This is a genomic window from Mycobacterium appelbergii, from assembly GCF_032883035.1.
Classification (GTDB): domain Bacteria; phylum Actinomycetota; class Actinomycetes; order Mycobacteriales; family Mycobacteriaceae; genus Mycobacterium; species Mycobacterium appelbergii.
Genome location: NZ_JAMQTH010000001.1, coordinates 321,378 through 339,962, shown reverse-complemented (window position 1 = coordinate 339,962; position 18,585 = coordinate 321,378). Strand labels below are relative to the sequence as shown.

At 66.0% G+C, this 18,585-nt stretch carries 19 protein-coding genes; 10 read left to right on the top strand and 9 right to left on the bottom strand.

All coding sequences use genetic code 11. From position 1 onward, the window contains the following. Positions 1 to 10: 10 nt before the first annotated feature. Positions 11 to 880: a DUF427 domain-containing protein gene (locus tag M1247_RS01550; RefSeq protein ID WP_317154492.1), complete on the bottom strand. Its 870-nt coding sequence runs from the start codon at positions 878 to 880 to the stop codon at positions 11 to 13. A gap of 21 nt (positions 881 to 901) precedes the next feature. After that, entirely contained in the window at positions 902 to 2,365 is a 1,464-nt protein-coding gene (locus tag M1247_RS01545; RefSeq protein WP_317154491.1) for a dihydrolipoyl dehydrogenase family protein, read from the bottom strand. A 126-nt stretch (positions 2,366 to 2,491) separates the two neighbouring features. On the opposite strand from M1247_RS01545, the gene M1247_RS01540 reads away from it, so the two are divergent. Both M1247_RS01540 and M1247_RS01535 read left to right on the top strand, forming a co-directional pair. Beyond that, positions 2,492 to 4,192, top strand: a complete 1,701-nt coding sequence (locus M1247_RS01540; protein WP_317154490.1) for an MOSC domain-containing protein — start codon at positions 2,492 to 2,494, stop codon at positions 4,190 to 4,192. Positions 4,193 to 4,243: 51 nt separating this feature from the next. Continuing rightward, a complete protein-coding gene (locus M1247_RS01535) occupies positions 4,244 to 5,464 on the top strand; it encodes an NAD(P)/FAD-dependent oxidoreductase (protein WP_317154489.1) in 1,221 nt (406 codons plus the stop codon). On the opposite strand, the gene M1247_RS01530 is transcribed toward M1247_RS01535, so the two are convergent. Together M1247_RS01530 and M1247_RS01525 are read right to left on the bottom strand one after the other, a co-directional pair. After that, on the bottom strand, positions 5,465 to 6,118 hold the full coding sequence (locus tag M1247_RS01530; protein WP_317154488.1) for an IF2 family translation initiation factor: 654 nt from the start codon (positions 6,116 to 6,118) through the stop codon (positions 5,465 to 5,467). It lies immediately after the preceding gene. Then, complete coding sequence (locus M1247_RS01525) at positions 6,115 to 6,663, bottom strand: CsbD family protein (protein ID WP_317154487.1); 549 nt, start codon at positions 6,661 to 6,663, stop codon at positions 6,115 to 6,117. The genes M1247_RS01530 and M1247_RS01525 overlap by 4 nt, the downstream gene beginning before the upstream one ends. 151 nt (positions 6,664 to 6,814) lie before the next feature. Here M1247_RS01525 and M1247_RS01520 point away from each other — a divergent pair, with 151 nt between their 5' ends. Together M1247_RS01520 and M1247_RS01515 are read left to right on the top strand one after the other, a co-directional pair. Beyond that, the gene (locus M1247_RS01520) at positions 6,815 to 7,696 is read left to right on the top strand and encodes a DUF732 domain-containing protein (protein ID WP_317154486.1); all 882 of its coding nucleotides are present in this window, start codon (positions 6,815 to 6,817) and stop codon (positions 7,694 to 7,696) included. A gap of 57 nt (positions 7,697 to 7,753) precedes the next feature. Beyond that, entirely contained in the window at positions 7,754 to 8,599 is an 846-nt protein-coding gene (locus M1247_RS01515; protein WP_317154485.1) for an SDR family oxidoreductase, read from the top strand. Here the strand turns inward: M1247_RS01515 and M1247_RS01510 are convergent. Beyond that, positions 8,596 to 9,438: an SAM-dependent methyltransferase gene (locus M1247_RS01510; RefSeq protein WP_317154484.1), complete on the bottom strand. Its 843-nt coding sequence runs from the start codon at positions 9,436 to 9,438 to the stop codon at positions 8,596 to 8,598. The genes M1247_RS01515 and M1247_RS01510 overlap by 4 nt on opposite strands. On the opposite strand from M1247_RS01510, the gene M1247_RS01505 reads away from it, so the two are divergent. Both M1247_RS01505 and M1247_RS01500 read left to right on the top strand, forming a co-directional pair. After that, positions 9,437 to 10,105, top strand: a complete 669-nt coding sequence (locus M1247_RS01505) for a TetR/AcrR family transcriptional regulator (protein ID WP_410506791.1) — start codon at positions 9,437 to 9,439, stop codon at positions 10,103 to 10,105. The two genes, M1247_RS01510 and M1247_RS01505, sit on opposite strands and share 2 nt — an antisense overlap. A 166-nt stretch (positions 10,106 to 10,271) precedes the next feature. Then, positions 10,272 to 10,916 (top strand): TetR/AcrR family transcriptional regulator, encoded by a 645-nt coding sequence (locus tag M1247_RS01500; RefSeq protein ID WP_317154482.1) that lies wholly within the window; start codon positions 10,272 to 10,274, stop codon positions 10,914 to 10,916. A 23-nt stretch (positions 10,917 to 10,939) separates the two neighbouring features. Here M1247_RS01500 and M1247_RS01495 read toward each other — a convergent pair whose 3' ends face one another. Continuing rightward, positions 10,940 to 11,668: an SDR family NAD(P)-dependent oxidoreductase gene (locus tag M1247_RS01495; protein WP_317155000.1), complete on the bottom strand. Its 729-nt coding sequence runs from the start codon at positions 11,666 to 11,668 to the stop codon at positions 10,940 to 10,942. Positions 11,669 to 11,847: 179 nt separating this feature from the next. Between M1247_RS01495 and M1247_RS01490 the strand changes: the two genes are divergently transcribed. Further along, positions 11,848 to 12,645 carry an enoyl-CoA hydratase/isomerase family protein gene (locus M1247_RS01490; RefSeq protein WP_317154481.1) on the top strand — a complete coding sequence of 266 codons (798 nt, stop codon included), beginning with the start codon at positions 11,848 to 11,850 and terminating at the stop codon, positions 12,643 to 12,645. Between the two features lie 4 nt (positions 12,646 to 12,649). Here the strand turns inward: M1247_RS01490 and M1247_RS01485 are convergent, their stop codons facing one another. After that, entirely contained in the window at positions 12,650 to 14,119 is a 1,470-nt protein-coding gene (locus M1247_RS01485; RefSeq protein WP_317154480.1) for an amidase, read from the bottom strand. Between the two features lie 110 nt (positions 14,120 to 14,229). Here M1247_RS01485 and M1247_RS01480 point away from each other — a divergent pair, with 110 nt between their 5' ends. Further along, positions 14,230 to 15,228 carry an iron-containing redox enzyme family protein gene (locus M1247_RS01480; protein ID WP_317154999.1) on the top strand — a complete coding sequence of 333 codons (999 nt, stop codon included), beginning with the start codon at positions 14,230 to 14,232 and terminating at the stop codon, positions 15,226 to 15,228. Between the two features lie 17 nt (positions 15,229 to 15,245). On the opposite strand, the gene M1247_RS01475 is transcribed toward M1247_RS01480, so the two are convergent. Continuing rightward, positions 15,246 to 15,944, bottom strand: coding sequence for a HemK2/MTQ2 family protein methyltransferase (locus M1247_RS01475; protein WP_317154479.1), 699 nt, complete (start codon positions 15,942 to 15,944; stop codon positions 15,246 to 15,248). A 474-nt stretch (positions 15,945 to 16,418) separates the two neighbouring features. Between M1247_RS01475 and M1247_RS01470 the strand changes: the two genes are divergently transcribed. Continuing rightward, positions 16,419 to 16,865, top strand: a complete 447-nt coding sequence (locus tag M1247_RS01470; protein ID WP_317154478.1) for a hypothetical protein — start codon at positions 16,419 to 16,421, stop codon at positions 16,863 to 16,865. 57 nt (positions 16,866 to 16,922) lie between these two features. Next, the gene (locus tag M1247_RS01465; protein WP_317154477.1) at positions 16,923 to 17,729 is read left to right on the top strand and encodes a L,D-transpeptidase; all 807 of its coding nucleotides are present in this window, start codon (positions 16,923 to 16,925) and stop codon (positions 17,727 to 17,729) included. 3 nt (positions 17,730 to 17,732) lie between these two features. Here M1247_RS01465 and M1247_RS01460 read toward each other — a convergent pair whose 3' ends face one another. Continuing rightward, a complete protein-coding gene (locus M1247_RS01460; protein ID WP_317154476.1) occupies positions 17,733 to 18,548 on the bottom strand; it encodes an LLM class flavin-dependent oxidoreductase in 816 nt (271 codons plus the stop codon). Positions 18,549 to 18,585 lie beyond the last annotated feature (37 nt).

Genomic DNA, 18,585 nt, shown 5'->3' with positions numbered 1-18,585 from the left:
TGTGCGCCTCTTAAACCGGTGCCTTGCGCAAGATCTCGTCCACATCGAGGCCGCGGTCCACGCCGTGGGGAACGACGCTCTGGCCCGGCTCGAGGTGCATCTGCCGGTCATCGAGGTAGACGTCGATCTTGTCGGGTTCGAATGAAACCCAGTTGCTGACCTGCCCGACTTCCGGCCAGGCGTCGAGATAGGACCAGGCGGTCTTCTTGCGATCGCCGACGTTGTAGTAACTCGCGATCCCCTTGTAGGGGCAGAATGTCTGTGTTTCAACATGTTCCAATGCCGACGCCTCGACGTCGCCGCGCGGCACGTACCACCTGGGCGCGAACCCCGACTCGTAGAGCACTACCGGCCGGTGGGTGTCAGCGACGGTACGGTCGCCGTCGCGCACGACAAGGTGGCGCGATGTCGTGCGGATGTCGATGCGGTGGTACATGTCCGCGGCATGGCCCACGATGCGGTCGTCCTCTTCGTAGAACGCGTCCATCGCCCGCCACGCGAACGCCACCCTGTCGGCAAGCACCGCCGCATGTTTCGGCAACGCGGTGTGCTGCCACGCAGCGTGATTCGTCGACCGGTCACCCGCCGTCACGGTGTACCACCGCACGGCACCGAGATCGGGATGCTCGGTGACACGGTCCTCTTCGGTCAGCACCGCCTGTTCGATGTCGGCGAGCGGAAAGTATGCCACCGGGTAGCGGCCGGGCTCGTGCAGCAGCACGACATCTTCGCTGTCGACGACCCAGTGGTCCGCGAACCGGACGCGCATGCGGCGACGCAACGGCTCGGCGAACATCAGCCTCGGCGGCAGCGGCTCAGCGGTGAGAAAGTGACCCGTTGACCCGACGGCGAGCGGGCCCTGCTGCCATGCCAATCCCATGTGCTCGTCCTCTCCTGGTGGTTACGCCGCGTTGCTCGCGCGGTCGCGGTAGGCCTCCAGCAGGCGCAGCCACACCTCGCTGATGGTGGGGAAGCATGGAACGGCATGCCAGAGCCGGTCGACGGGAACTCGAGCGGCGACGGCGATCGTCGCCGAGTGCAATAGTTCGGAAATGCCGGGCCCGACAAAGGTGGCGCCAACAAGATAGTCATGGTCCAGGTCGACGACGATGCGGGCCTGGCCGGCGTATCCGTCGGCGTACAGATAGGCCCCCGGCACGCTTTCGCCCATGTCCACATCGACCGCTACCACGCGGTGACCAGCCTGTTCGGCCTGCCGGACGGTGAGTCCGACTGACGCCGCCTCCGGTTCGGTGAAGAAGACCTGCGGTACGGCGGCCGAATCCGCCGTCGCGACGTGGGCGGACCACGGCGTGGTGTCCAGCGGCTTCCCGGCAGCGGAAGCGGTGATCGCCGCGCCGACGACGCGTGCCTGGTACTTGCCCTGATGTGTCAGCAACGCGCGCCGGTTGACGTCGCCGAGTGCGTACAGCCAGTTGTCCTCGACGCCGGTCACCCGGCAGCTGTCGTCGACATCCAGCCAAGCTCCGGGGTCCAGTCCGACGGTTTCCATCCCGATGTCGCCGGTGTTGGGTGTGCGGCCGGTCGCGAAGAGCACCTCGTCCACTTCGAGTTCACTGCCGTCATCGAGTACCACGGTGACGGGTGCCTGCGGGCCGGGACGGCGCAGCTCTTTGACGCTGACACCGGTGCGGACAGTCAGCCCAGCCTCGGTGAGACCGCGGCTGACCCGTTCCCCCACAAACGATTCCATGCGCGGCAACAGCTGGGCACCGCGGGCCAGCAGGGTAACCGACGAGCCGAGCCCCTGCCAGGCGGTGGCCATTTCGACACCCACGCCGCCGGCGCCGACGACAGCCAACCGGGCAGGCACCTGGCTGGAGTCAGTTGCTCTGCGGTTCGTCCACGGGCGGGCCTCGGCAATGCCGGGGATGTCGGGCAGCGCGGCCGTGCTCCCGGTGCAGACCGCCACGGCGTGACGCGCCGACAGTTCGATCGAATCACCGTCAGAGGTGGTGACCACCACGCGGCGGGGGCCGTCCAGGCGGGCATGTCCGCGGATCAGTTCGGCCCCGAATTCCTTGACCGCGCGGGCCTGTCCATCGTCGTCCCAATGCGTGACGTAGTTGTCACGACGTCCGAATACCCCTGCGGCAGAGATGGTTCCGCTGACCGCTTCGCGTGCGCCGTCGACGCTTCTGGCATCGGCCACCGCGATCACCGGTCGCAGCAATGCCTTGCTCGGCACGCAGCCCCAATAGGAGCATTCACCGCCCACGAGTTCCCGTTCCACCACCGCGACCGTGAGCCCACCCGCGCGGACACGCGCGGCGACATTCTGACCGACGGGCCCGGCGCCCAGCACGACGACGTCGTACACCTCTCCAACTGCTGATGTCGACATGTTTATGACCGGCCCTTTCCGGTGGATTCAAACCTGGGTGGGTTGTATAACCCAATATTCTGGGCCACGGGACCTAATTTTGTCCAGACCGCACGCAGTTTCCGGACATGGTGTGAAGATCAAGGAATGGCGGCCAGGCTCACCTCAGTCAACGTCGGCATGCCGAAGGACGTGGCATGGCGCGGCAAGACAGTCCACACCGGAATCTGGAAAACGCCGGTCGACGGCCCCGTCATGGTGCGCAGGCTCAACATCGACGGGGACGGCCAGGGCGATCTCGCCGGCCACGGCGGTGAGCAACGCGCCGTCATGGTCTATCAGACCGAGTCATACGACTATTGGGCAAAACAGCTCGGGCGCGCTGACCTGGTTCCCGGCCAATTCGGAGAGAACTTCACCATCAGCGGGCTCAGCGACCGGGAGGTGTGCATCGGCGACCGCTACCGCATCGGTGATGCGGAGTTCGAAGTCACCCAGCCACGTGTCACCTGCTTCCGCGTGGGCATGCGGCTCGGCGAACCCGATATGCCCAACCTGCTTGTCGCCCATCACCGTCCCGGCTTCTACTTTCGCGTGATCACCGAAGGCCGGGTACAGCGCGGTGACCCGATAATTCGGACACGCCGGGGCCGCCACGCAGTGAGCGTCGCCGATGCCGACGCGCTGCTCTACCTGCCCGACCGCGACATCGGTCGACTCCGCGAGATCGTCGATGTCCCGGCCCTGAGCCCGGGCTGGCAACAATCCTTTCGCGACATGCTCACAGCCGATCATGAGGCCGGCACTCCACCGGCATCCCGCCGCACACCCGGGTGGGCAGGCTTCCGGCAGCTGCGCATCGCGGCGATCCACCGGGAAAGTCCAACGGTACGGTCGATTGAATTCGAGGCGCCCGATCAGAGCCCGCTGCCCACACCGCTTGCCGGGCAGTTCCTCACCATCCGGATCCCCGGCGACCCGGCGCCACTGCGCAGCTATTCACTCTCCGGTGCCCCTGCTGCCGGGCGCTACCGGATCAGCGTCAAACGCGAGGACGCCGGCCAGGTCAGCCCCTGGCTGCACGCGCACGCCGAAGCCGGTTCGGTGCTTGACGCCGCTGCCCCGCGGGGCGACTTCTACCTCGCCGACGACGACGGCCCGGTCGTCCTGCTGTCGGCGGGCATCGGGGCCACCCCGGTGCTGGCAATGTTGCACGCGCTGGCGGCGGCCAGGAGCGAACGCGACATCTGGTGGGTCCACACGACGCGCGATCCGGAGAGCCTGGCATTCGGTGACGAGGTCGCGGCGTTGATCGGCTCGCTGCCACACGCGCGGCAACTCATCGTCTACACCAAGACCAGTGGACGGCTTGACCAGCAAGCCATCACCGCGCTGGGACTGCCGACCGACTCGGCTGTATACCTTTGCGGACCAACCCTGTTCATGGACGACATGCGTCAAGCGCTGACCGCGGCGGGTATCGAGTCCAAGCAAATTCACAGCGAACTGTTCGGCACACTGCCCCCGATCACGCCCGGTATCGCGACCACGGTGCACAAACACCCGCACCCGCCAGAGGGAGAGGCGGGCACCGGCCCGCGCGTGACCTTCGCCCGTAGCGGGCTCACCGCGAACTGGTCAGCCGGGTACGGCACGATTCTCGACTTCGCGGAGGCGTGTGACGTGCCCACGCGATTCTCCTGCCGCAGCGGCGTCTGCCATACGTGCCTCACCCCGGTCCTCGACGGCACCACGACCTACAGCCAGCAGCCACTGGAGGAGCCGACGGGTGAAGCCGTCCTGATCTGCTGTGCCATACCCCGAAGTGATCTGGTCCTCGATCTTTGAGGCGGCTCAGATCAAGGCACTCCCGCTCGGTGTGCCTGCCACAATGACGGTGTGAGTGATCGCAGGAGCATTCTCGTTCTCGGCGCGGGATTCGCGGGCCTGTGGACTGCGCTCGGGGCCGCCCGGCGACTCGACGAGCTCGGCGCCGAAGAGGGCGCAGTGACTGTCACGGTGATCAGTTCACATCCGTTCCACGACATCCGGGTCCGCAACTACGAGCCTGACTTGAGTGCGTGCCGAATTCCGCTGAGCGGGCTGCTCGATCCGGTTGGCGTCGACCATGTCTGTGCCGACGTTTCGGGAATCGACACCGCGGCGCGCCGCGTCACCGTGTCGGGCGGCGACACGTACTGCTACGACCGCCTCGTCGTGGCGTTGGGCAGTCAAGTGGCGAAGCCCGACATTCCCGGGTTGGGAGAGTTCGGGTTCGACGTCGACACCTACGACGCCGCGATGAAGCTCCACCGCCACCTGGCGCAGGTGTGTGACGGTCGAGCTGACCCGGAGGCTGCGACGGCGGTCGTGGTCGGCGCAGGGCTTACAGGCATCGAAACGGCATCCGAGTTGCCCGGAATGCTCGCCAAGGCGTTCGCCGGTTCCGGTATCGAGCCCAGGGTGGTGTTGATTGATCACAACCCCCGCGTCGGGTCGGACATGGGGGCATCGGCGCGACCGGTGATAGAAGCGGCTCTCGCCGAGAACGGCGTTGAGACCATGACCGGTGTCGGGGTCACCAATGTCGACCGGCACGGTGTCACACTGTCATCCGGAGAGAAGCTGGCCGCAGGCACCGTGGTCTGGTGTGCGGGCATGCGGGCGAATCCGCTGACCGCACAACTCGGTACCGACCGCGACCGGTTGGGGCGCCTGCCGGTCGACGACTACCTGCGGGTGATCGGCTCGCCCGGAGTGTTCGCCGCAGGCGATGTGGCCGCAGCGCGAATGGACGACGAGCACCTGTCGGTGATGTCGTGTCAGCACGGGCGCCCGATGGGCCGCTATGCCGGCTACAACGTCGTTGGTGATCTGCTCGGGGAACCGCTTCTGTCGCTGCGGATACCCTGGTATGCAACGGTTCTCGACCTCGGGCCGGCCGGCGCGGTGTACACCGAGGGGTGGGACCGCCAAGTGATATCCCGCGGAACGACAGCCAAGGCCACCAAGGCCACGATCAATACCGAACGTATCTATCCCCCGCTGAACCGGGACCGTGAGGCGCTGCTCGCCGCTGCCGCCCCAGCGCTACAGGCACGACCCGATCCCGGTCGATAGCTACCGGTTGCGCTGTTCGTTGTCCGCCAGCTCATCCAGCTTCGCGGCCCGATCGCGCTTCTGGGCCGCTGCGCGGCTGGTGGTTTGCGCTTCACCGAGCTTGGCCTCGGCCGCCACGGTCGCGTTCTGTTCGGCGGCCCGGATCTCGGCCTGCTCCTCGCGCCGTGCCTCTTCGGCCGAGTTCTTCCGGTGGGCAGCGAGTTCGTCGGCTTTCCTGGTCTCGGCCGCTGTGCGCTTCTGGACTCGTTGGGCAGCAGCGTCCTTACGCTTCTGGGCAGCGTCCCGCGCCTCACTGATGTTGCGATGTGCAGCGTCTCGCGCGTCTTCCACGTCGGCGACCGCCTCCTCGCGCACCGACTGAAGGTTGGCGTCGGCCCGCTTGACTTCCTGATCAGCCATCGCGTCGAGCTGGGCTGCCCGCGCACGGGCGTCACTGCGCTCGCGCAGCGCGATGCCACGTTCCTGGACTTCCGAATCCCCCAGCGCTCCACCGATGGTCGCGTCGAGGGCGCCGAAGGTGCGCTCGTAGAGCAGGCGTCCCGGTGCCTCCTCGTCCAGTCGGGATATCACCCGGTCGTCCACCAGTTGGAGGGGGAACCGGGCAATCCGGTACTGCGCCCGCATCACTGCTAGGGGAATCTCGTTGACTCTCATGGCGACTCCTGTGTCTGGTCTGCGCGTTGCCTGAGCCGGTCGGCCTCGGCTTTGGCCTCGGTGGCGTCCTGCACCGCGTGCCGGCGCTCGTTGACCGCATCGGCGACATCGGCGGCAGCGGCACCGACTTCAGCGCGCTCCTCGGCCCTGGCCGCTTCCACTTCCTGCTGCGCATCGATTTCAGCCCGGGTCTGTGCGGCCGCTGCGATCCGTCGGCCGGTGTGTTCGGCCGACTGCTTCTGTGCGGCCTGCTGGGCACTGACCGCGTTCTCGACGGCATCGGTGCGCGCTTGCACCGCCCCTCGGGCGTGCGCACCTTCCAGCCTGGCTGCCGTGGCGTCGGCACGGGCCTCTGCGGCCTCGGCATCAGCGACAGCTTCCGCGCTGTTGGCTGCTCGGCGTTCTTTGGCCGCGGCCTGTTGGAGTTGCCCCTCGGCCGTCAGTGAATCGTTGTTGGTGACGGCGCCGGCGATCTCTTTCGCCTTCCCTTTGACAGAGTCGGCCACGCCTTGGCGCGCTTCTTCGGCCTTGCTGTGTTTGGCCATGTCAGCCCCCTTCGGTGAAGTAGCCCTCGACCTTTTGCCTACCTGTTGACGGCTTGCGTGAAACCCGATGTGGTCAGCGCCACAAACTGGCCGCAAGTATTAGTCGCAAACCTGCCCTGCAGACGGCGGCAACCGTCGTATAACGGTGCTGGTGAAGCAACGCTGCCCGTACTGCAACTCCGACGTCGAGGACGCCGGCCGTTGCGACTGCCTCGGCAGCGTGCAGGCGTCCATGGCGGCTACGGGATGGCGGCCCGACCCCACCGCGCGATACGAGGGCCGTTATTACGCCGCTGGTCATCCGACGAATCGGGTGCGCAACGGCAGGAAGGAATCGACGGATCCCAGGGGCGGTCACATGCTCACCAATTACGTCGAGTTGCCCACGGCCCGGGCAAGCATCCGCTCGACGTGGCTGGGAACCGGCGCTGCCACCGCGATCATCGTGATGGTGGCCGCAGTGGTGTGGATTCTGCTGGTGGACAGCCGGCGGACACCTCCCCCACCGGAAGCCGGCTACCTCGAAGCGTTGAAAAGTGCCGGGTTGACCGATCAGTTCAACTCCGACGCCAATGCCGTGGCCCATGGCAAAAAGGTGTGTCGGGACCTGGAGGACGGCGGGCCGCAACAGGGTCTGGCCGCCGACAAGTTCGCCGTCGACGCGTTCTGCCCCCATTTCAACCAGGGCTTTCGGGTCCTCGAAACCGCGACGGTGCCAGGGGTATTCATTCTCCATGACAGCATCGGCTCGGACGCGATCACGTCCGACGGCACATCGTGCACGGGTGCGTCCGGATACTCCGACATCGGCCCCGACACCCTCGTCACCGTCAAGAACGACAAGGGCGAGGTCCTTGCCACCGCCCCACTCGGCGAGGGCAAAGGCGACGCCGCCACCTGCACATTCTCCTTCAGTTTCTCGATCACCGAAGGTCAGGACCGCTATGTCGTTTCCATCGGCCACCGGGGCGAGTTCATGTACCACTTCGAACAACTCCAGGCCCAAGGCGTTCAGGCTCACCTCGGTCAGTGAGGAGTTCGTGCGACCCCGTAATGCTTACCGTGAGCACCTCCGGTATACCGTCCTCCTATGACTTCGGTGTCGTTGATCACGGGTGGCGCAGGCGGCATGGGAGTGGCCACGGCCAGAATCGTCGGGAAGGATCACGCGCTGGTTCTCTGTGATGTCCGGCAGGACCGACTGCACGACGCGGTGTCCACGCTCGATGAACTCGGAATCTCGGCCACCGCTGTCCACTGCGACGTGACCGACCGGCGGGCGGTGGCCCGGCTGTTCAAGAAGGCAGGCGGCCTCGGGACAGTGACGTCGGTGATCCACGCCGCGGGCGTGAGCCCCAGCATGGGCGACGCCGGGTACGTGATGCGGACCAATGCGCTCGGCACGGTCAACGTCAACGAAGCCTTCTACGGGACCGGCGGTGAGGGGTCCGCGATCGTCAACGTGGCATCGATGGCCGCGCACCTGTTGCCGGAGGAAGTCGTTCCGACACAGCTCTTCCCACTGGCACTGGAAGACGCCGACGCCTTCTCGAATGAGATGTTGGCGGCGTGCGCCTTCGCGCCCGAAGAGGCGCGCCCAGGCTACGCCTACGCGCTGAGCAAGAACTTCGTCAAGTGGTACAGCAGCTCACAAGCCGAGCGGTTCAACGCTCGCGGGCTCCGCATCGTGTCGGTGTCCCCCGGATCCGTGGACACCGAAATGGGTCGGCTGGAGGAGCAGGCCGGGGCCGGGGCGATGGTCTCCGATGCCGCGGTGCCGCGCTGGGGCAGGCCCGAAGAAATGGCCGAGCTGTTCGCCTACTGCGTCAGCGACAAAGCCGGCTATCTGACCGGCACCGACATCCTCAACGACGGCGGCGTGGTCGCCTCGATGAGGGAACGCGCCAGGGTCGCCGCGGCGAGAGATGTCGATTAACGGCTGGCGATCGCATTCCCGCCGCCTTGGCCGGCCGCCGCGCGTCCGTAGCCCGTGGCGATCTCGCCGAAGTCTTGCACCACGACCGTCCAGCCGAGTCCTTCCAGCATGCCCTGGCCATCAGAACCAAAACCGTGTTCGCCGTCATGCGGAGCGGGTCCCCGATAGAGCTCCTTCGCGCCGGGTACGGTGCCTGCAGTCCGCGTGATCGCGTCGGCGGTCATGACAGGGAAGCTGTACCGGCTTCCAGGGCAAGACAGTTCGGTTACGGTCTGAGCGATCCGGTGAGCCTGCCGTCGTGGCAGGCTCACCGCGACGTGGTCGATCCAGCAGGTCGGCACCGCCGGGTCGAATCCGGCTGCGAGCAATTCCTGGGACCAGTTCTCGGCAAGATCGATCGACACGACGTGGCGCGTGCAGTTCCGGTGCGGGCGGACGCCCGCGAGGACCTCTTCTTTGAAGCCGACAGTCTCCGGCAGGTCCACCTCGAACAGTTCGACGGGTTGCGGCCAGTCCAGCCGGAAGGCGTGCGTGTCCAATCCGGCGCCCAGTTGAACAATCTGAGAGCATCCGTCGTTCACCGCGTCGAGAAGCGTGTCATCGACGACGCGGACTCCGACGGTGCGACTGTCGTACATCACGTCGGCGAGTTGACGTACGCGCTCCCAGATTTGGCGGTCATCGGCCGAGGCGCTCTGATAGCTGAGGGAAGCAGCGTCGACGAAGGCTTGGGCCCAGGGATCGGCGTAGAGCCGATCGGTTCGTTCCGTTTCGCGGGCTCTGATCATCGCCACCCCGACGGCGGTGAGCGCGGGCCCCGGCAGCAGGTCTGCGGGCATGTCGGCCCTCCTCGTTCCATCGCATTACTTGACGGCCGGTAAGTATTCGGACTGTGCTGATGAGGCTAGGCTGATACCTGACCGGTCGTCAAGTAATGAAAGCGGGCAGGGCGTGGCTGGACGGCGCACTGACACACGCGACAAAATCCGCTCTGTCGCAATGGAGTTGTTCTCCGAGCAAGGCTACGAGCAGACTTCGATACGGCAGATAGCCGAACGGCTGGGGATCACCAAAGCGGCCGTCTACTACCACTTCAGGTCCAAAGAAGACATCGTCACAAGCCTGTCCGATGACCTTCGCAAGGGGGTCGACGACATCCTTGCCTGGGCGGCCACCCAGCCCGAAGGAAAACGTCGCGGCCGTGAGATCCTGCGCCGCTACAGCGCGGTACTGCATGACACCGGCCGTGAGATGACCCGATTCATGCACGACGACGCCGCGACCTTTCGCCGGCTGGGAGTCGGAGTTGACCTGCGGTACCAGTTTCAGGCCGTCTCGCGCGCCATGACCGCCCCTGCGCACCAACCCATGTCGGTGTTTCACGCTCGTCAGGCGCTGCTCGCCGTTGGTTGGAGCGTCGCGATGATGGGCGATATCGACCTCACCGATCAGGAATGCAGCGAAGCCGCGATCGCGCTCGCACTCAACATCTACAAAAACGGCTAGACAGCTCTTAAGACCGGCACGACACGAACTGCGCGGCCATGATCCGACCGGTGAGTCGAAATTGTTCGCATTGGGTCGGTAATCAGTCCCATGAGTCGGCTACCATGCTCGAGTTGGCTGCCAGGCCCCGGTCGGGCCTGCGCTCGACGAGTGGAAGCGACGAACCGTGACCGAGCCCCAGGCCATTGCCGGGCCATCCCCCGAACCTGCCACCTCTACCCGCGTGTCGCGCCGCCGAGACCGTCGAAAAGCGGAGATCGTCAGGACGGCGACCAAGCTGCTCTCCGAGCACGGCTACCAGGGTATGAACCTCGAAGACGTGGCCGAACAGACCGATATCGCGAAAGCCACGCTCTATCACTATTTTTCGAGTAAAGACGAACTGGTCGCGGTGATCATCGAGACGCTGACCGTCGGGATCAACGAGCGTCTGGAAATACAACTCGACACCGTCCGCGACCACGGATTCTCTGATCAGCTTCGCGCGTTGATCCGCGAGCAGGTCCTCATCCTCACAGTCGAGCGACCGGAAGTCGCGATGGTGTTCTCCTGGCCCAGAACCTGGCCTGCCGCGTTCGAAGAGGTGATCAAACAGAGCAGGCGTCGCCATGACGCGATATTTCGCGGAGTCGTCGAGGCCGGTGTCACCGCGGGCGAATTTGATTGCCCCAACATCGATGTCGCCCTGCAATGCCTGCACGGTGTGCTCAATCAGTCGTCGCTGTGGATCCGCCCGAGCCTGCCGGCAGACAGAAGCGCCGAGCTACGCGAGCTGGTGGTCGAGACCGCACTGCGAATGTTCACCTCGTAGCGGATGTGGGCGACGCCTCCTGGTCAGCCGGCCATCGTCAGGCCACCGCTGACGCTGAGTACCTGCCCGGTCACAAAATCGGAGTAGCTGGAGGCGAAGAACAGCACGGCATCGGCGACTTCCCCTGGAGTTCCCAACCGGCGGAACGGGATAGCCCGGATGAGACCGGTTTGCACCTTCTCGGGTAATGATGCGAACAACGGGGTGTCGGTCGGGCCGGGGCATACACAGTTCACGTTGATCTGATACCGGGCCATCTCACGCGCCAACGACTTCGTGAAGGCGATCAACCCACCCTTGGTCCCCGAATAGACGGTTTCGCCCAGGCTTCCCACGCGTCCGGCGTCGCTAGCGATGTTGACGATCTTTACCGTTTTCCCGGCGCCGACGACGGCTTCGAGAAACGCCCGGGTCAACCTGATCGGCCCGAGGAAATTCACTGACACCAGCGATTCCCACAGTGCGTCGTCATTGTCCAGAAACGGCTCGACGCGGTCGAAACCCGCGGCGTTGACGATGACCTGCGGCAACCCGTGAGCCGCGATAACGTCATCTCGCAGCTGGAGGATGGCATCCCGATCCGAGAGGTCGGTTTCGTAGGCGGTGCCGCCGACCGTGGTCACCAGTTCGGCAAGTCCCTCGCCGTTGAGATCGACCGCCGCAACCACCGCGCCCGCGTTCACGAACTTTTCCGCGATCGCCCGGCCGATACCCGAAGCGGCGCCGGTCACCACCGCGACCTTGTCATCCAGTTTCACTGTGCGTCCTCACGCCGTGACGTCCCGAACCGGACTTTACCGACCGTATACTCGTTTTTTCAACCCTTCAGTTGAGAAACCGTTGATCTGGTCGGATATCGACCGCTATGTTGAGCAGGCAGTCACATGGCGCGGGCCGCACACAGTCCCGCAACGGCGCGGAGGGACTCTGCATGAACTTCGACGACTACCGGCAACTGACGTTTGACCGCTGCGACCACGGTGTCCTGTTGATCACGATCAACAGGCCCGAGAAGTACAACGCCGCAGACGAAGAGCTGCACGGCGAACTTGCGCGGGTGTGGGTGGAGGTCTCCGCCGATCCGGACGTGCGGGTCGCGGTGATCACCGGCGCAGGCAAGGCCTTCTCCGCCGGTGGCGACCTGGCCATGGTGGAGCGGATGGCCGGCGACTACGAGCGGGTGTCGCACATGCTCAACGAAATGAGCGCGCTCGTCTACAACATCATCAATTGCGAGAAGCCGATCGTGTCAGCCATCAACGGCGTCGCGGTCGGTGCGGGAACGGTTGCGGCACTGCTGGCTGACGTCGCCATCGCGGCCGAAGATGCCAGGATCGGCGACGGTCACGTCAAACTCGGGGTAGCCGCGGGCGACCACGCCGCGATCATCTGGCCGCTGCTCGCCGGGATGGCGAAGGCCCGCTACTACCTTTTGACGGGCGAGATGCTCACCGGCGCAGAAGCCGAACGCGTCGGCATGGTCGCCAAGGCACTACCCCGCGATCAGGTCCTCGATGAGGCGCTTCGCGTCGCCGACGTCCTCGCGACCGGTTCGCAGCAGGCGATCCGATTGACCAAGCGGGCATTGAACAACTGGTTGCGCTCTGCGGGACCGACTTTCGAACAATCCGCGGCCTACGAAATGCTGACCTTTCTCGGGCCGGACGTCGTCGAGGGTTACACCGCGATCCGTGAGAAGCGGGAACCGAAGTTTCCTTCGGCACTGTGAAGTACTAGATGGGCGCGAGGCGATCGGCCCACGGCAACGCCTGCTCGAGTTGGGCAGCCAGGCTGATCAGTTGCGACTCGCCCGCCAAGGGCGCGACGAACTGGACACCCAGCGGCAAGCCTTCGGCCGTCCAGTGCAATGGCAGCGAGATGGCAGGCCGCCCAGTGAGATTCGCCAATTGCGTATAGGGCACCCAGCCGAGGTTCTGGTCCACCATGTCGTCGACGATCTTGGTGTAGCGCAGCAGCCGGGCGGTGCGCGTCCTGATCAGCGCGTCAGCGGCATGCTGCAGCGCGGCCGGCAGCTCGAACTCGCCGATCTTGGGTGGCGGCGTTGCGAGAGTGGGTGTCAGCAGGAGGTCATAGGACTCGAAGAACGTCGTCAACCGACGCGTATGTTCGTGGCGGCGTGATACGGCGGCCACGTAGTCGACGCTGCTCGTCGCACGACCGAGTGCTGCCATGATCAGCGTGTCCCGCTCGAATGAGTTGTCGCCCGCACCCGTTCGCCGCTTGGCCTCGGTGAGCTCCCAGGCGGTGTAGACGAACCACGTGAGCAGGAAGTCGCGGGCCAGCGCGGCATCATCGAAGGGCGCGCGCGGGAGTTCCTCGACATGGTGACCGAGCTCGGTCAGCACGCCCACGGCTGCCTCGACCGCTCTGGCGGCTTCCGGGTGGGGCGCGGGGTTGATCGCCGAGGGCACCCGCACCCCGATGCGCAGCTTTCCCGGATCCGACCCGATACACGACACGAACGACGAGCCCGGCAGCCCCGGCACGTACGGACCCCAGGGTTCACCACCGCTGATGACATCGAGCATCGCCGCCGTGTCGCGTACCGTCCGCGACACCACACCTTGGACGGCGGCACCGTGCATCGATTCTCCGGTCGCCGGTCCCGATGGCGTCAGTCCCCGGCCGACCTTCAGGCCGACAAGCCCACAACACGCCGCCGGGATACGTATCGATCCGCCCCCGTCGTTGGCGCCCGCGCAAGGCACGATCCCCGCTGCCACCGCGGCTGCAGCCCCGCCCGAGGAACCACCCGGCGTCCGCGTCAGGTCCCACGGATTGCGGGCCGGTCCCCAGGCCTCCGGCTCGGTGATGCCCTTCGCACCGAACTCCGGCGTGTTCGTCTTGCCGAAGATGACCAGCCCCGCGTCGATCCAGCGCTGGACGACCGTGGCATGCTCGGCGACCGGCAGAGTCATCTGCGAACGCGAACCGGCCGACGTGGGCAGCCCGGCGTAGTCCTGGGCAAGGTCCTTGATCAAGAACGGGACGCCCGTGAACGGTCCACTGACGGCGTCCGAAGACGCGGCGGGAACATCCCGCACGATCGCGTTGATCCGCGGATTCACCGCCGCTGCGCGTTCCCGCGCCGCGGTAAGCAGCTCGTCGGCCGAAACCTGCCCTTCGGCAATCAGTTTGGCCAGACCGGTGGCGTCGTAGGTGCGGTATTCGTCGTAGTTCACCGCACGAACGTATACCGCGCGCACATCCGATGGTGGCTCATCTTGGCGCCGTGAGGTGGTTGAGTCCGTGCCCATCTGGGTACCCGGCGGGGGTGACTGCACCCATCCTGATGGAGCCCAAGCTGCCGGACCCTCGCGGTCCGCTTTCGATGGCTGTCGTCGGCCTGCTCGCCGAGCGGGCACCCAACAACCACCTGTTACGCGTCGAGGCCTCGTTGTGCGACTCGGATCCGTACGGCATCGACCTGCAGTTGGCGCTCTACGTCTGCTATGAACTCCACTACCGCGGCTTCTCCGGCGTCGACCCCGGTTGGGAATGGAACGCCGGACTGCTGCACCTGCGGGGAAAGCTGGAGAACGCGTTCCTGACCGCGGTGCGCCGCGACGTCGGGAAGATCGGTTCCGACGACACCGCGACCACGGAGATGGAGCGGCTGTCGGTCGAACCGGTCGACGGAGAAGGCCTGTCCCATCACCTCCGCGACAAGGGCACCTGGCAACAGATGCGCGAGTATTTCGTGCATCGCTCGCTGTATCACCTCAAAGAGGGCGATCCGCACGCGTGGGCCATCCCGCGTCTGACCGGTCAGGCGAAGGCCTCCTTCGTCGCGGTCGAATTCGACGAGTTCGGCGCCGGCCGCGGGGCGCGCCTGCACCAGCAGCTGTTCGCCGATCTGATGGACGCCGCAGGCCTGGACTCCAGGTACCTCGGTTACCTCGACAACGTGCCCGCCGCATCGCTGGCCGCGGTGAATCTCATGTCGCTGTTCGGCCTGCATCGTAGGCTGCGCGGTGCGGCGATCGGCCACTTCGCGTCGACCGAGATCACTTCCCCGCCCGGCTCTCGACGACTGGTCCAGGCGCTGGAGCGCCTTGGTGCGCCGCAGCCGTGCATCGGTTTCTACGCCGAGCATGTCGAGGCCGACGCCGTGCATGAGCAGGTGGTGCGCGCCGACGTGGTCGGCGATCTGGTGGCGCGCGAACCGCACCTCGAGCGGGATGTGGTGTTCGGGATCCGGGCGCACGCCGTGGTCGAGGATCGGTTGGCCGACCACATGATGCGGTGCTGGGAGGCGAACCGGACGTCGCTACGCCGGCCGCTGCGCTGAGCCGCGCACGGTCCGACTCAGGGCTTGTCCGCCCGGATCACCAACAGCTCCTCTTCACGCCGTCCGGGCTCCAGCCGCCCGGTCTCTTCCAGCCATTCCGCTCGCGAGGACAGCACCGGGCCGAACGGAATCCATTGCCAGGCGACGATACTGGCGTCCAGCCCAGCTGAAGACAATGCCGCCAGCGTCATGCGCGGATCGGCGAATTCCGACTGCACCAGCAACAGGCTGCCGCCATCGGCGAGCAACCCGGGAACGGCCGCACACAGCGGGTCGAGGACCAGGCGCCCGTCATAGCCTGCGTCCCAGGCGCGGGCCGGGCCGACGGCCGCAGGCAACGGTTCGCCTTCGGGGTCGCGCGGAACGTACGGCGGATTGCACACCACCAGGTCGAACGGGCCGAACTCGCCCGCGCGGGCCCATGAACCCAGATGGACATCCACGGCAGCGCTGCCGGCCAGCGCGTTGGTCCTGGCGCAGCGTACGGCACGGGGGCAGATGTCGAACGCCGTCACACTGGCGGCGCCCAGTTCGGCGGCCTTGACGGCCACCACGCCGCTGCCGGTGCAGAGGTCCACCACCCGGCGGCCCACCGCCAGGCCGGTCTTCTCCATGACGTCGGCCAACAGCTGCGAATCTTCCTGTGGGGCATAGACGCCGTCGACCACGACCACGTTTTCTCGTGGATCACGGTCCTGGCTGCATGCGATTGTCACGTCGGCCTCTCGGTCAAGGGGTCAGCACTGAGGTGACTAATGCCCGGTATCGCAGCCGTTGAAACCGGCGTTCGAGCGCACGTTTTCTGGCCGGTGCGTTTGCTGAGCCCGGCCGGGTCCAGCTGTCAGATGGGGTGCACCGGCCGTTGAGCCAGACCGGGTCCGGCGGCGCTGTCTCGTACTACGTGATTCGACACGGACTCGGTTCGATCAAGATCTCATCGCGCCACCACAGCGGTGAAGTTGTCGAGTTCGAGCGGTGTTGAGCTGCTGAAATACGGTGTGGCACTGCACCGGACGTGGAAGTTGGCAACGGCACGGTCACGGCCGCGGCTCTTTACAGTGTCAACCCGGCAACCAATTGAGAACTTATGTCGACATCGCTTCCTGGGTGCTTTACCGTTCAGCTGCATTAATTATCGCAGTTGTAATTTCACTGCGGTAATTCGGAGCACAGTCGAGGGAGCCGCCGTGATGATCACCTTTGATCGAATCGCCTTCACAGTCGTTGCGGGTGCAGGGTTGTGTGCAGCCGCACTGCTGTTGAGTCCGCACGCGGCGGCTGTCCCGTGGAAGACCGGCGGATACAAGTGCATGGATCAGGCCGCGGCCGCAGCTCCCGCCGCCGCTGCGCCTTGTGCCGCTGCGGCCGTCGAAGCCGCGGGCGTGGTTGCTCCACTGGCGCCGCCGGTGCCGGTCGTACCGCCCGCGGGTGTCCCCCCGGTGCCGCCCCTCGCACCCCCGGTTCCACCGGTACCTCTCGCACCGCCCGTGCCGGTTGCAGGCCCAGTCGCAGCACCAGCGGCGGGCGCGCCGATCACGACGATGGACGGCGTCGCATCCGGAAAAGGCGTGCCGACCACAGGTCCCGGCGGCGGACCGGCCGCAGGTGTGCCGACTCCCGCCGGGCCCCACGACTGAACCATCGGCAGGTTTCCACGTTCAGAGCCAGACGAACGTCAATAAGGGGTCGGATTGATGCGGGCGGTTGTCCAGGGTGCTCTCGCGTTGGCCATGGTGGCCATGGCCGTTGCCGGCGGCACGGCCGCTATCGACAATGCGGCGGTCAGCCTGCCGATGGCCTCGGCCATCGAGTCGATTGCGCCCACCCGGGGCGGCGTCGTGGGTGTGGCGCACCCTGTGGTCGTCACATTCAAGGCGCCGATCAGCGATCGGCCTGCTGTCGAACGCGCCATGACGATCAAATCGACACCTGCGCGGGCCGGCAGGTTCGAGTGGCTCGAAAGCAATGTGGTGCAATGGGTTCCCGACCAGTACTGGCCGGCGCACAGTACGGTGAGTCTGTCGGTCGGCGGCAAGCTGGCGCAGTTCCAGACCGGTCCCAAGGTTGTCGGCGTGGCCGATATCTCGGACCACACCTTCACCGTCTCCATCGACGGGGTCGGGGAAGATCCGCCGATACCACTACCCGCGCCGCACCATCTCCCCCGGTTGGGTGAGGACGGGGTCCTGTTGGCCTCCATGGGCAGGCCGGAGTACGCGACCCCGGTCGGTAGCTACACGGTGTTGGAGAAAAACCGCACTGTGACAATGGATTCCAGTAGCGTGGGCATACCCGTCGCCGCCGATGACGGCTACCGCCTTGAGGTGGACTATGCCGTTCGCATCACCCGCCGCGGCATCTATGTGCATTCGGCTCCGTGGGCTGTCCCGTCAATGGGACTGGAGAACGTCAGCCACGGTTGCATCAGTCTGATTCCCGCAGCCGCAGAGTGGTACTTCAACACGGTCAATATCGGCGACCCGGTGATCGTGCAGGAGTAGGGCTCACTCGAACCGGAGACGAACCTGCGCGACGGCATCCACCAACCGCAGCACGCGATCACTGCCGTCCGGCGTTCCGTCGGCGTCGACACCGCAGATGGTCACCCGCGTGACACCGACGCTCACGTACGGACGCACCGCCTTCTCGATGTCGTCTGCCCGTGCGTCGACCGGCACCATCACGTTCGTGGAGACCTCGAACGGCGTGTCGATCCCCCGCGCCCGACGCGCCTCGATCGCAACGCGCATGCTCTCACGCACTTCGTCGGGCGTCGCCTCTCCGCCCGCCAGGAGGACACCGTCGCCCAGTTCGCCCGCGATGGCGAGAGTCTTGGGCTTGGTCGCACCGATCAGGAGCGGCGGCACCGACGCGGGCGGATACGCGAGACGGACATCATCGAGTCGCACATAATCGCCGCTTGTCGTGACCGTCTGCCCCTCAAGCAGCGAGCGGAGCGCCGTGCTGTATTCGCGCAGCAGTGTTGTCGGCGATTGGGCGCGCACGCCGGCCTGCCCCATCCAGTCCAGCACGCCGTGCCCTAGCCCCGGTCGGAGCCGACCCGGGAAGAGCCGGGCGAGAGTAGCGATCTCCATGGCGCACAGGGCGACATTGCGCAGCGGGACCGGCAGGAGCCCGATACCGACGCCGATGCGGTCCGTCCAGGCGAGCACAGCGGCCGCCGGGGCCAGGCCCGACTCGGCAAAGCAATCCTCCCAGAGCCAAAGTTCTTCGAGCTCTGCGGCTTCCGTGGCCAGCGCGATGGCGCGCAGGCGCTCAGGCGGCTGGGTGGGGGCGAAGACGATGCCGATGGTGGTCATCGCACCAGCCTATGCGGAGGCACCGACGGACGGTGCC